Origin of the sequence: Stenotrophomonas sp. YAU14D1_LEIMI4_1 (assembly GCF_003086815.1) — a bacterium.
In the GTDB taxonomy this organism is placed as follows: domain Bacteria; phylum Pseudomonadota; class Gammaproteobacteria; order Xanthomonadales; family Xanthomonadaceae; genus Stenotrophomonas.
This window is the reverse complement of the sequence record NZ_CP025997.1, coordinates 1741972-1754490: the sequence shown is the minus strand read 5'-3', so window position 1 is coordinate 1754490 and position 12519 is coordinate 1741972. Positions and strand designations below refer to the sequence as shown.

9 protein-coding genes are annotated in these 12519 nt (G+C 66.2%); 3 read left to right on the top strand and 6 right to left on the bottom strand.

Features of this window, described 5'->3' with window-relative positions; all coding sequences use genetic code 11:
* The first annotated feature begins 57 nt into the window (after positions 1-57).
* On the top strand, positions 58-2127 hold the full coding sequence (locus C1932_RS08195) for an EAL domain-containing protein (RefSeq protein WP_108763387.1): 2070 nt from the start codon (positions 58-60) through the stop codon (positions 2125-2127).
* An 82-nt stretch (positions 2128-2209) separates the two neighbouring features.
* Here the strand turns inward: C1932_RS08195 and fabV are convergent, their stop codons facing one another.
* The 6 genes from fabV to queA form a co-directional block, all read right to left on the bottom strand.
* Positions 2210-3469: an enoyl-ACP reductase FabV gene (gene fabV / locus C1932_RS08190; RefSeq protein ID WP_108761795.1), complete on the bottom strand. Its 1260-nt coding sequence runs from the start codon at positions 3467-3469 to the stop codon at positions 2210-2212.
* 762 nt (positions 3470-4231) lie between these two features.
* Positions 4232-5212, bottom strand: coding sequence for a protein translocase subunit SecF (gene secF, locus C1932_RS08185; protein ID WP_108749354.1), 981 nt, complete (start codon positions 5210-5212; stop codon positions 4232-4234).
* 16 nt (positions 5213-5228) lie between these two features.
* The gene (secD, locus tag C1932_RS08180; RefSeq protein ID WP_108761794.1) at positions 5229-7085 is read right to left on the bottom strand and encodes a protein translocase subunit SecD; all 1857 of its coding nucleotides are present in this window, start codon (positions 7083-7085) and stop codon (positions 5229-5231) included.
* Positions 7086-7146: 61 nt separating this feature from the next.
* Positions 7147-7491, bottom strand: a complete 345-nt coding sequence (gene yajC, locus C1932_RS08175) for a preprotein translocase subunit YajC (protein ID WP_108749352.1) — start codon at positions 7489-7491, stop codon at positions 7147-7149.
* Positions 7492-7625: 134 nt separating this feature from the next.
* Complete coding sequence (gene tgt / locus C1932_RS08170; RefSeq protein WP_108755962.1) at positions 7626-8756, bottom strand: tRNA guanosine(34) transglycosylase Tgt; 1131 nt, start codon at positions 8754-8756, stop codon at positions 7626-7628.
* Between the two features lie 159 nt (positions 8757-8915).
* A complete protein-coding gene (gene queA / locus C1932_RS08165) occupies positions 8916-9947 on the bottom strand; it encodes a tRNA preQ1(34) S-adenosylmethionine ribosyltransferase-isomerase QueA (RefSeq protein WP_108761793.1) in 1032 nt (343 codons plus the stop codon).
* Positions 9948-10193: 246 nt separating this feature from the next.
* On the opposite strand from queA, the gene C1932_RS08160 reads away from it, so the two are divergent.
* Both C1932_RS08160 and C1932_RS08155 read left to right on the top strand, forming a co-directional pair.
* Positions 10194-11690 (top strand): aminotransferase class III-fold pyridoxal phosphate-dependent enzyme, encoded by a 1497-nt coding sequence (locus C1932_RS08160; RefSeq protein WP_108755960.1) that lies wholly within the window; start codon positions 10194-10196, stop codon positions 11688-11690.
* A gap of 231 nt (positions 11691-11921) precedes the next feature.
* Entirely contained in the window at positions 11922-12515 is a 594-nt protein-coding gene (locus C1932_RS08155) for a TIGR00730 family Rossman fold protein (RefSeq protein WP_108749348.1), read from the top strand.
* Positions 12516-12519 lie beyond the last annotated feature (4 nt).

Genomic DNA, 12519 nt, shown 5'->3' with positions numbered 1-12519 from the left:
CGCATGGACGTGCCGCCGCGCATCGTGTATCTAGGTTCGCAGATTGGGGAGCAGTGCATGCAGAACGCGAACGACATCACCATCCGCCTGCTGATCGTGGACGACAGCGGCGAAAACGCAGAAGCCATCGTCAGCACCCTGCGCAACAGCGGCATTGCCGTTCGCCCGTGGCGCCCACAGGATTCGGCCGAACTGTCACAGGTGCTGGCCAGCCAGGCCATCGACCTGGTGCTGGCCTCGCCGTCGCAGGGCATCCCCCTGCCGCTGGTGGCCCAGCACATTGCCGCCAGCGGCAAGGACATTCCGCTGGTGCTGCTGGCCGACCGCATCGACGAAGACGAACTGGTGCAGGCCAGCAGCAACGGCGTGCGGGCCCTGGCCCTGCGCCAGCGCAACGAGCACCTGCTGGCCGTGGTGCGTGACCAGTGGGTGGATCTGCAGGCACGGCGCGGCCTGCGCCGCATCGAAGCACAGATGCGCGAGACCGAACGCCGCTGCGACGCGCTCATCGCCTCGTCCCGCGACCCCATCGCCTACGTGCATGAAGGCATGCACATCCGCGCCAACGACGCCTACCTGGGCATGTTCGGCTACGACGAATTCGACGATATCGAAGGCATCTCGCTGCTGGACATGGTAGCCGCACAGCACGTGGATGGCTTCAAGCAGCTGCTGAAGTCGCTCAGCCGCGGCGAAGCACCGCCCCCGCAGTACCAGCTGGATGCACGCCACCAGGACGGCAGCGCATTCCCGGCCACCATGGAATTCACCGCCGCCGCCTATGAAGGCGAGGCCTGCCTGCAGGTGGTGTTCCGCCGCCGCCTGGAACTGGACACCGAACTGGCGCGCGAGGTGGAAGACCTGCGCCAGCGTGACCAGGTCACCGGCCTGCTCAACCGCCCCACCTTCATGCTGCAGGTGGAAGATGCCGTAGCCCAGGCCGGCCGCAGCGAAGGCCAGTTCGGCCTGCTGCTGGTCGAGCCGGACCACTACGCCCGCCTGATCCCCGATATCGGCCTGGACTCGGCCGACACCCTGATCGGCGCCCTGGCCGGGCTGCTGGCCGAGGTGGTGGGCGACCAGGCGCAGCTGGCACGCTTCGGCGAACACAGCTTTGCCGTGCTGCAGTCGGGCCCGTATGCGCAGACCGAAGCGCTGGCCGAACGCATCCGCGCCGCCTATGCCGCGCATGTGTTCAGCATTGGTGCGCGCTCGGCCACGGTCACGGTCAGCGTGGGTGGCGTGCAGGTGGGCGAAAAAATCGCCAGCATCGGCCAGGTGCTGGCCCGCGCCAGCGAATGCACACAGGCCGCCGCCGCGCTGGGCAATACCTGCCGCATCTTCGACCCGGCCGCTGCCGACCGTGTGGAGGAAGAACGCGTGCAGCGCTGGGTGGCGCGTATCCGCGAAGCCCTGGCCGGTGAAGGCTTCCAACTGCACTACCAGCCAGTGCTGAATCTGCAGGGTGAATCGCTGGAACTGTACGAGGCCTACCTGCGCCTGGAACACAACGGCGAGCTGCTCAGCCCCACGGCCTTCCTCGGCATTGCCGAAGACCATGGCCTGCTGGCCGACATCAACCGCTGGGTGGTGTCGCGCGCGATCAGCGTGCTCGGCGCGCGGGCGCGCGAGGGCCATGCCACGCAGATGCTGGTGAAGGTGACGCCCGAATCCTTCGATGACCCGAAGATGATCGCCACCCTGCGCCGCGAACTGCAGGCCCACGGCGTGCCAGGCGAACGGCTGTGGCTGCACGCGCCCGAGGCCAAGGTGTTCACCCATCTGCGCGCCGCACAGCAGTTCCTGGCCGAAGTTGCCCCGCTGGGCTGCCGCATCGGCCTGGAGCAGTTCGGTTCGGGGCTGGATTCGTTCCAGCTGCTGGCGCACTTCCAGCCGCAGGTGCTGAAGCTGGACCGCAGCTTCACCAGCGACCTGGTGTCGACCCGCGAGAACATCGACCTGATCAGCCAGATCACCGCGCGTGCGCAGGAAGCCGGCATCCGCACCGTCGCCGAGTTCGTCAGCGACGCCAATTCCATGACCCTGTTGTTCAGTGCGGGCGTGGATTACGTGCAGGGTGATTTCGTCGGCCCTGCCCTGCCGGTGATGAATTTCGAGTTCGGTTGAGCGGCATGCGCCGGGCATGGCCCGGCGTTACCGTTGGAGCTGCACCGGTAGCGCCGGGCCATGCCCGGCGTTACCTCGGTCCTCAGGTCAGATCGACCAGGTTGGCGATCTTCACGTCCGGATTGACGTCGGCCTCGTAGTCCACGCCTTCCACGCCAAACCCGAACAGGCGCAGGAAATCGGCCTTGTAGCCGGCCAGATCACTGATCTCGTACAGGTTCTCGTTGGTCACCTGCGGCCACAGTTCCAGCACCTTGCCCTGCACTTCCGGCGCCATTTCCTTGTAGTCGGCACGCAGGCGGCCTTCCTCGTCCACCAGCGCAACCTTGCGACCCTGGCCATCGACCAGATCGTGGCGCAGGCGGTCGACGGCCACGCCGTCAGCCTTGCCGCCGTACAGGATGTCGTACAGCACATCGAGCTGCTCGATGCAGCCTTCGTGCGTACCCTGCGCCTTCATCACCTTGAACAGCAGCGACAGGTACAGCGGCATGGTCGGAATGGCCGAGCTGGCTTGGGTCACAACGGCCTTGAGCACCGACACGCGCGCGTCGCCACCAATTTTTGCCAGCGATTCGCGCAGGCCCAGCACCTTGTTGTCCAGATCCTTCTTGGCGGCACCAATCGAGCCGTTCCAGTAGATGGCCTGGGTGATCTCCTCGCCCACGTAGGTGAAGGCGGTGGTGGTGCAGCCATCGGCCAGCACGCCGGCATCGGCCAGCGCGTCGATCCACATCTGCCAGTCTTCGCCGCCCATCACCGCAACGGTGCCGGCAATCTCTTCCGGGGTGGCCGGCTGCAGGGTGGTTTCGGTGATCACTTCCTTGTCGGTGTCCAGGCCACGCAGGGTGATCTGTTCGCCGATCGGCTTCAGCGTGGAGCTGATGATCTCACCGGTCTTGGGGTGCTTGCGGCGCGGCGCAGCCAGGCTGTAGACCACCTGGTCAACCTGGCCCAGGTCGGCCTTGATCATCTCGATGGTCTTGGCCTTCACTTCATCGGAGAAGGCATCGCCGTTGATGCTCTTGGCGTACAGGCCGGCTTCGTCGGCGTACTTGTGGAAGGCGGCCGAGTTGTACCAGCCGGCGGTGCCCGGCTTGGTTTCGCTGCCCGGGCGTTCGAAGAAGATACCCAGGGTGGCCGCGCCGCTGCCGAAGGCCGCGGTGATGCGTGCCGCCAGGCCATAGCCGGTCGATGCGCCGATGACCAGCACGCGCTTGGGACCGTTCTGGATGGGCGGGCGGGCGCGGATGTAGTCGATCTGCTGCTTGACCGCGGCCTCACAGCCGGTCGGATGGGTGGTGACGCAGATGAAGCCGCGGACGCGCGGTTTGATGACCATGGATACCTCGGGTTGGCAGATGCGGCGCACGCGGGCGCATGCGAACCGCAGGATCGTAGTGCGCGGGGGACGATTGCACAACCGACGCAGGCGTAGGGTGGGGTTTCTCTTTTGCAGGGCTTGCAGCCCTGCACCTGCCGACGCAACGGCAACGTCAAATTCAAGAGCGGGCTATTCGGGGGATGGCGGGGTGGGTCCGGTTGCGGGAGAGGCCGCAACCGGACCCACCCCGCCTTCGACAGTTTTCCGCGATCTGTCGGAACGGCCCGGGGTCGGATCCCGTTGCTCCGCAACGGGCTCTGACCCCAGATGGATTTCCATGTCTGATGGATGTGTCGACCAAGGTCGACACCTACCAACAACCTGTCGGAGCAGCGCTCTGCTCTGGTAGGTGTCGACCTTGGTCGACACAGTACAGCCACGCCATGCGTGGATGATTCGTTCGATATCTGAACGATGTGTCGACCAAGGTCGACACCTACCAACAGCCGCTCGGAACAACAGGCGCCGTTACCAACAGCCGTGTGAACCTGTCAGAGGCGGGGCGGTGTGGGTGGGCAGGACCGCAGGCGCCATGGATGGCGCCTACGAGCCTACAGGGACGTACTTGCGGCGTGTCCTGCCCACCCACACCACCCCGCCATCCCACGGATACCCCGCTTTTGCCGTTGCCGTTGCTCCAAGCAGGTGCAGGGCTGCAAGCCCTGCCAACAAAAAAACCCCGCTTGCGCGGGGTTCTCTGTGTGCTGCGTGCCGTAAGGATTACGGGCGACGCTCCAGGGCTTCGATGTCCTTGGCCTTGGGCAGCAGGTCCTGCTTGCTTACGCGCAGGAAACCGATCGTCAGCATCGGCACGGCCACCAGGATCGAGGACAGCACCACGATCACCGCACCGATCATGTGCGTCTCGGCCAGGCCTTCCATCGAGCTGCCGCCGTACAGGTACAGCGCCAGCGCCGACAGGAAGAACATCACCGCGGTGATCACCGTACGCGACAGCGTCTGGTTGATCGAACGGTTCAGCACCTCCATCGGCTCCACGCGCAGGCTGCGGAAGTTCTCTCGCACGCGGTCGAACACCACGATGATGTCGTTGATCGCAAAACCCATCACCGACAGCAGGCCGGCCAGCACCGTCAGGTCGAACTCACGACCCAGCAGCGACACGTAGGCCACGGTGACCAGCAGGTCGAACAGCGCCACGATGCTGGCGGTGACGGCGAACTTCCACTCGAAGCGCACGGCGATGTAGATCAGGAAGCCGGCCAGCATGAAGATGGTGGCGTACAGGCCATTCATCGCCAGGTCCTTGCCGATCTGCGGACCGACAAATTCATTGCGCAGCACGGTGGCCTGGTTGTCGGCCGAAGAGACCGCCTTGACCACGGCGGCCGCGGTGGCCTTGTCTTCAGCCGACGCGCCACCGGTACCCGGGGCGTGCTCGCCGTGCGGGGCCAGGCGGATCAGAAGGTCGGTGTTGCCACCCACGCTCTGCACCTGCGCGCCGTCGAAGCCGTTCTGCTCCAGCTTGGTACGGACGTCCTCGACGTCCACCGCTTTGTCGAAGCGCGCTTCGATCAGGGTGCCGCCGGTGAAGTCCAGTGCGTAGTTGAAGCCCTTCACACCGATGATGGCGATCGAGGCAATGAACACGGCGATCGTGACGACCATGGCGACATGGCGCCACCGCATGAAGTCGATCTTGGTGTCGTTCGGGAGGATGTGCAGCGGAAACAGTTTCATTGTGCGTGTCGTCCCGTCAGATGGCCACGTTCTGGAGCTTCTTGCGACCGCCGTAGATCAGCGTCGCCAGCGCGCGCGACACGGTGATCGCGGTGAACATGGAGGCGAAAATACCGATGATCATGGTCAGCGCGAAGCCCTTCAGCGGGCCGGTGCCGAAGGCAAACAGGGCCACGCCCACGATCAGGCCGGTCAGGTTGGCGTCCAGGATGGTGCCCGAGGCGCGGTCGTAACCGGTCACGATGGCGGTCTTGCCCGGCACACCGGCACGCAGTTCCTCGCGGATACGCTCGTTGATCAGCACGTTGGCGTCCACCGACAGGCCCACCGACAGCGCCAGACCGGCGAAGCCCGGCAGGGTCATGGTGGCACCGAACAGCGACATCACCGCCACCACGATCAGCAGGTTGAACAGCATGGCGATGGAGGTGATCAGACCGAACACGCGGTAGTAGATGCTGAAGAACACCAAGGTGAACAGGAAGGCGTAGACCACCGCGGTGATACCGTTCTTCACGTTCTCGGCGCCCAGGCTGGGGCCGACCACGCGCTCTTCCACGAAGTCCATTGGCGCAGCCAGCGAGCCCGACTTCAGCAGCTTGGCCAGATCTTCGGCTTCTTTCTTCTGCAGACCGGTGGTCTGGAAGTTCTTGCCGAACACGCCGTTGATGTTGGCCACCGAGATCACTTCCTCGTTGACCTTGAAGCCACGCACTTCCTCGCCATCGACCACGGTCACCGTCGGCACGCGCTCGGTGTAGACCACGGCCATCGGCTTGTTCACGTTGGCGCTGGTGAAATCGAACATGCGCTGGCCGCCGACATTGTTCAGCGTCACGCTGACCGCCGGCGAACCGCTGGTCGAATCGGTCACTGCCTGCGCGGCCACCATCTGGTCGCCGGTGACGATCACGCGCTTGTTCAGCAGGATCGGGCCACGGCCATCACGCTGCTGGTAGACCTTGGCTTCCGGCGGAATGCGGCCCGAAGCGATGGCGTCCTGCGCATTGCCTTCCACCACCGCACGGTATTCCAGGGTGGCGGTGGCACCGATCATGCGCTTGGCTTCGGCGGTGTCCTGCACGCCGGGCAGCTGCACGACCACGCGGTCGGCACCCTGGCGCTGGATGATCGGCTCGGCCACGCCCAGCTGGTTCACGCGGTTGCGCAGGGTGTTGATGTTCTGCTCGATCGCGCCGTTGGCGATCTGCGCGATCTCCGCGTCCGGCACGGTCACGGTGATGCGGTTGCCAGAAACGTCATAACCCAGGGTCGGCTGCGCGGTGCCCAGCGCCACGCGGGCACGGCTGGCCGCATCGGCGCCAGCCGACGGGCTCAGGTTGGCCACGATGGTGTTGTCAGCGCGGCGTTCCACCGACTGGTAGGCGATGCGCGCATCACGCAGGGTGCTGCGCACGTCTTCGGTGTAGGCATCCAGGCGCTTTTCCAGCGCAGCCTTCTGGTCGACCTGCAGCACGAAGTGCACGCCGCCCTGCAGGTCCAGGCCCAGCACCATCGGGCGACCGCCCAGGTTGGCCAGCCAGTCCGGCACGGTGGAGGCCAGGTTCAGGGCCACGGTGTAGTTCTCGCCCACGCTGTCGCGCAGCGCATCGCTGGCGGCCGACTGCGTCTTCAGGTCCGGCAGGCGGACGATCAGGCTTTCCCCTTCTTTCTCCGCGCCGATCGGGTTGATGCCGGCCTTCTTCAGGTCGGCCAGCACACGGTCGCGCAGCGCATCGTCAATCTGCCCGCCACGGTTGGCGGTGATCTGGATGGCCGGGTCCTTCTGGTAGATGTTGGGCAGCGCGTACAGGGTGCTGAGCGCCAGTACGATCAGGATGACGACGTACTTCCAGCGTGGAAATTCGAGCATTGCTTGGGTCCCGCGCGGCGCCATCCCCGGCGCCGCGGTTGTGCATCGGAAAGGGAGTGGCTTACTTGGCCGAGTTCAGGGTACCGGCCGGCAGCACGTTGCCGACAGCGCCCTTCTGCACGCGGATGCGCACGTTGTCAGCCACTTCGATGGTGATGAAGTTGTCGCCGATGTCGGTGACCACGCCGGCGATGCCGCCGTTGGTCAGCACTTCGTCGCCACGCTTGATCTTTTCCAGCATGGCCTTGTGCTCCTTCTGCCGCTTCATCTGCGGGCGGATCATCAGGAAGTACATGATGGCGATCAGGATGATCGGGAACAGCAGCGTGGTCAGGCCCATGCCCTGCGGTTGGCCGCCGGCGGCCTGGGCGTGGGCGGCGGGAATCAGGAAGGCAAGCAGGTTCATCGTTGGTCCTTTGGTTGGGCGGCGCTCCCGTCCGTTCACGGGCGGGGGTGTCGACCGCGGATCTGGGTCAGCCTTGAAGTATGCCACGGCCCCGGACGTTCGTCCTTGGGCCGTTCGGCAGGGGTACCACGGGGTTACAGCGGGGGTGCCACCGCCCCACGGGCCGCATAGAAGGACTCGCGGAAGGCCTGGAAGGTTCCCGCCTCGATGGCCGCGCGGATGTCGGCCATCAGTTTTTCGTAGTAGAACAGGTTGTGCAGGGTGCCCAGCATGGGCGCCAGCATCTCGTTGCAGCGGTCCAGGTGGCGCAGGTACGAGCGGGTGTAGCCGCCGGTGCAGGCCACGCAGCCGCAGCCCGGCTCGATCGGGTCCATGTCGCGGGCGTACTGCGAATTGCGGATGCGTACGGTGCCGAACGAGGTGAAATAGTGGCCGTTGCGGGCGTTGCGGGTCGGCATCACGCAGTCGAACATGTCCACGCCGCGCGCCACGCCTTCCACCAGGTCTTCCGGCCGGCCCACGCCCATCAGGTAGCGCGGGCGGTCGCTGGGCAGCTCCGGGTCCAGGTGGTCCAGCATGGCGTTGCGCTCGTGTTCCGGCTCGCCCACGGCCAGGCCGCCGATGGCGTAGCCGTCGAAACCGATGGCCTGCAGGGCGTCGGCCGAGCGGCTGCGCAGGTCGGTATGCACCCCACCCTGCACGATGCCGAACAGCGCCGCGTCGTTGCCCAGCTCGTCGTGGGCATTGCGGCTGCGCTGGGCCCAGCGCAGGCTCAGTTCCATCGAACGGCGCGCCACCTCTTCGGTGGCCGGGTACGGGGTGCACTCGTCGAAGATCATCACCACGTCCGAATCGAGCACCTTCTGGATCTTCATGCTCTCTTCCGGGCCCAGGAACACGCGGGCACCGTCGGTGGGCGAAGCGAAGGTCACGCCCTGCTCGGTGATCTTGCGGCGGTGGGCCAGCGAGAACACCTGGAAGCCACCCGAATCGGTCAGGATCGGGCCGTCCCAGCGGCAGAAGCCGTGCAGGCCGCCGTGGTCGGCAATGATGTCCAGGCCCGGGCGCAGGTACAGATGGAAGGTGTTGCCCAGGATGATTTCCGCGCCCAGCGCGCGCACCTGGTCCGGCAGGATGCCCTTGACCGAGCCATAGGTACCCACCGGCATGAAGGCCGGCGTTTCCACCGTGCCACGCGGGAAGGTCAGGCGGCCGCGGCGGGCACGGCCGTCACGGGTCTGGAGCTGGAACTGCAATCGGGACATGGAGCGGTCATTCAGGCAAATAGTTGCCTATTGTCTCCCATCAGGGCGTGCGCACCAAGGTGCGCACCTACCTTGGGTGGTTCGGGGCTTGCGCACCAAGGTGCGCACCTACCGCCGGCGGTTCGGGGCGTGCGCACCAAGGTGCGCACCTACCAGGCGTCAGGGCGACTGCGGGAACAGCAGCATCGCGTCGCCGTAGCTGAAGAAGCGGTAGCGCTGCTCGATCGCGTGCTGGTAGGCCTCGAACACCCGCTCGCGGCCGGCGAAGGCCGAAATCATCATCAGCAGCGTGCTTTCGGGCAGGTGGAAGTTGGTCACCATCGCATCGACGCTGCGGATGCGGTAACCGGGGGTGATGAAGATCTGAGTCTCGCCAGCGAACGGCAGCAGCTCGCCGTCACGCATCGCGCTTTCCAGCGCGCGCACCACGGTGGTGCCCACGCCGATCACCCGGCCGCCGGCCTCGCGCGTGCGCCGCACCTGCTGCACCAGTTCGGCGCCCACGTTCAGCCACTCGCGGTGCATCACGTGGTCCTTCAGGTCATCCACCCGCACCGGCTGGAAGGTACCGGCGCCCACGTGCAGGGTCACGTGGCCGAACGCCACGCCCTTGTCCTTCAGCGCCGCCAGCAGGGCTTCATCGAAATGCAGGCCGGCGGTCGGCGCGGCCACGGCGCCCACTTCGCGGGCGAACACGGTCTGGTAGCGCTCGCGGTCATCCTGCCCCGGCTCGCGCTGGATGTACGGCGGCAGCGGCAGCCGGCCGGCATGCAGCAGCCACTGTTCCAGCGATTCGGGCACATGGAACTGCAGCAGGTAGAACTCGCCATCGCGGCCCAGCACTTCGGCCTCGCCGCCGGCGTCCAGGGCAATGCGGCTGCCGGCCTTGGGCGACTTGCTGGCGCCCACCTGGGCCCGCACCTGCTGGCCGCCCAGCAGGCGCTCGATCAGGATTTCCACCCGCCCGCCACTGGCCTTCTGCCCGAACAGCCGCGCCGGAATCACCCGGGTATCGTTGAACACCAGCAGATCGCCCGGCTGCAGCAGCGACGGCAGGTCGCGCACCTGCACATCGGTGAAGGCGGCGGGCGCCGGCGGCACCACCATCAGGCGGCTGGCCGAACGCTCGGCCAACGGCGCCTGGGCAATCAGTTCGGCCGGCAGGTCGTAATGGAAATCGGACTTCTTCAAGGCGGTGGCGGCATCAGGTCGACAATGGCGCGCATTGTACGTCCAGCATCGGCCAGGCAGCGCGCATCGTGGCGAACGTCGGGCATTATGCTGCTATGCAGCAGGTTTCTGCGGGGTTATCGCGCAAAAAAACAAGTGCTAGCATCGGGAAGGAAGTCCGCTGCACGAGCCTGCCCCAAAGCGCGCGTGATGACGCGCGTTCTGCATTTTCAGGCCCGTGTGAACCATCGTTTCAGGAGATCTGCAATGAGCTTCATCGAACGTCTTGCCCCCCTGCGCACCCAGCCCGGCACCCGCCTGACCACCGGCCTGGACGATGCCACCCTGACCGCCCTGGCCGACCGCCACCCGCAGCTGGTTGCCGCGGTGGACGCCGCCGCAGCGGAATTCGCGCGCGTGCAGGGCGAACTGGGGCCGCTGCTGGCACAGGACGAGCAGGCCCAGATCGAGGCCATGCAGGACGGCTTCGTGAACTTCTATGCAGACGATGCGGTGACCCCATACGTGGCGCTGGCCGCACGCGGCCCGTGGGTGGTCACCCTGAAGGGCGCGGTGCTGTACGACGCTGGCGGCTACGGCATGCTCGGCTTCGGCCACACCCCCGATGCGGTGCTCGAAGCGATGGCGCGGCCGCAGGTGATGGCCAACATCATGACCCCCAGCCTGTCGCAGCAGCGTTTCATTACGGCCCTGCGCGCCGAAGTCGGCCACCGCCGCGGCGGCTGCCCCTATGCCCGTTTCATGTGCCTGAATTCCGGCTCGGAAGCGGTCGGCCTGGCCGCGCGCATCGCCGATGTGAACGCCAAGCTGCAGACCGACCCGGGTGCGCGCCACGCCGGTGCCGCCATCAAGCGGGTGGTCGTCAAGGGCAGCTTCCACGGGCGCACCGACCGCCCGGCGCTGTATTCCGATTCCAGCCGCAAGACCTACCTGCAGCACCTGGCCAGCTACCGCGGCGAGGATTCGGTGATCACCGTGGCGCCTTACGACGAGGCCGCCCTGCGCCAGGTCTTCGACGATGCCGCGCGCAACCAGTGGTTCATCGAAGCAGTGTTCCTGGAACCGGTGATGGGTGAAGGCGACCCGGGCCGTTCGGTGCCGCCGGCCTTCTATGCCCTGGCCCGCGAACTGACCCGTGCCCATGGCAGCCTGCTGCTGCTCGATTCGATCCAGGCCGGCCTGCGCGCCCATGGCGTGCTGTCGGTGGTCGATTACCCCGGCTTCGAAGGCCTGGACCCGCCGGACATGGAAACCTATTCCAAGGCACTGAACGCGGCCCAGTACCCGCTGTCGGTGCTGGCAGTGACCGAACACGCCGCCCAGCTGTACCGCAAGGGCATCTACGGCAACACCATGACCAGCAACCCGCGGGCGCTGGACGTGGCTTGCGCCACCCTGGCCCAGCTGACCCCGCAGGTGCGCGCCAACATCGCCGAACGCGGCGCCGAAGCGGTGCGCAAGCTGGAGCAGCTGAAGAACGAGCTGGGCGGGCTGATCACCAAGGTGCAGGGCACCGGCCTGCTGTTCTCGTGCGAGCTGGCCCCGCAGTTCAAGTGCTATGGCGCCCACTCCACCGAGGAATGGCTGCGCCAGCACGGCATCAACGTGATCCACGGCGGCGAGAACTCGCTGCGCTTCACCCCGCACTTCGGCATGGACAGCGACGAGCTGGACCTGCTGGTGGGCATGGTCGGCCGCGCCCTGCGTGAAGGCCCGCGCCGCCAGCAGGCCGCCGCCGCCTGATCTGTAGAGTCGAGCCATGCTCGACTGCGCTTCGTTCGGATCCTGGCAACGGCCCAGTCGAGCATGGCTCGACTCTACAAGGGCCAGTCGAGCAAGCTCGACGCTACCGGACAGCGCGCAGTCGGGCACAACCCCGCCCAAGGCCTCATAATCCCGACACACCCCGCCCGCAACCGCTGATCCGGTTGCCGGCGGGGCGTTTTCGTTTCCGCATCAAGAGACAGGCACACCATGAAGTCGATCTGCGTCTACTGTGGCTCCAACGCCGGCAGCAAGCCGGCCTATACCGAACGCGCCATTGCGCTGGGCGACCGCATCGCCCGTGACGGCATGCGCCTGGTGTATGGCGGCGGCAACGTCGGCCTGATGGGCACCGTGGCCAATGCGGTGCTGGCCGCCGGCGGCGAAGTGACCGGCGTGATTCCGCGCCAGCTGGCCGACTGGGAAGTGGCCCACCGTGGCCTGACCGAACTGGAAATCGTCGGCTCCATGCACGAGCGCAAGTCGCGCATGTTCGATCTGTCCGACGGCTTCGTCGCCCTGCCCGGCGGCTTCGGCACCATGGAAGAAATCTTCGAAATGCTGACCTGGCGCCAGCTGGGCATCGGCAACAAGCCCTGCGCCTTCCTGGACGTGGACGGCTTCTACGCGCCGCTGATCGGCATGATCGATCGCATGGTCGAAGAGCGCTTCCTGCACCCGGAACAGCGCCAGGACCTGTGGTACGGCTCGGACATCGAGGAAATGCTGGTCTGGATGAAGAACTACCAGCCGGCCCAGGCCTCGAAGTGGATCGACGAAAAGCGCCGCGCCGCGCTGCGTTGATGCA

Bases quoted from the DNA above. Each gene is read 5' to 3' on its own strand.
- secF (WP_108749354.1), bottom strand. From the start codon at position 5,212: ATGAAACTGTTTCCGCTGCACATCCTCCCGAACGACACCAAGATCGAC.
- C1932_RS08195 (WP_108763387.1), top strand. From the start codon at position 58: ATGCAGAACGCGAACGACATCACCATCCGCCTGCTGATCGTGGACGAC.
- C1932_RS08155 (WP_108749348.1), top strand. From the start codon at position 11,922: ATGAAGTCGATCTGCGTCTACTGTGGCTCCAACGCCGGCAGCAAGCCG.
- C1932_RS08160 (WP_108755960.1), top strand. From the start codon at position 10,194: ATGAGCTTCATCGAACGTCTTGCCCCCCTGCGCACCCAGCCCGGCACC.
- secD (WP_108761794.1), bottom strand. From the start codon at position 7,085: ATGCTCGAATTTCCACGCTGGAAGTACGTCGTCATCCTGATCGTACTG.
- yajC (WP_108749352.1), bottom strand. From the start codon at position 7,491: ATGAACCTGCTTGCCTTCCTGATTCCCGCCGCCCACGCCCAGGCCGCC.
- fabV (WP_108761795.1), bottom strand. From the start codon at position 3,469: ATGGTCATCAAACCGCGCGTCCGCGGCTTCATCTGCGTCACCACCCAT.
- tgt (WP_108755962.1), bottom strand. From the start codon at position 8,756: ATGTCCCGATTGCAGTTCCAGCTCCAGACCCGTGACGGCCGTGCCCGC.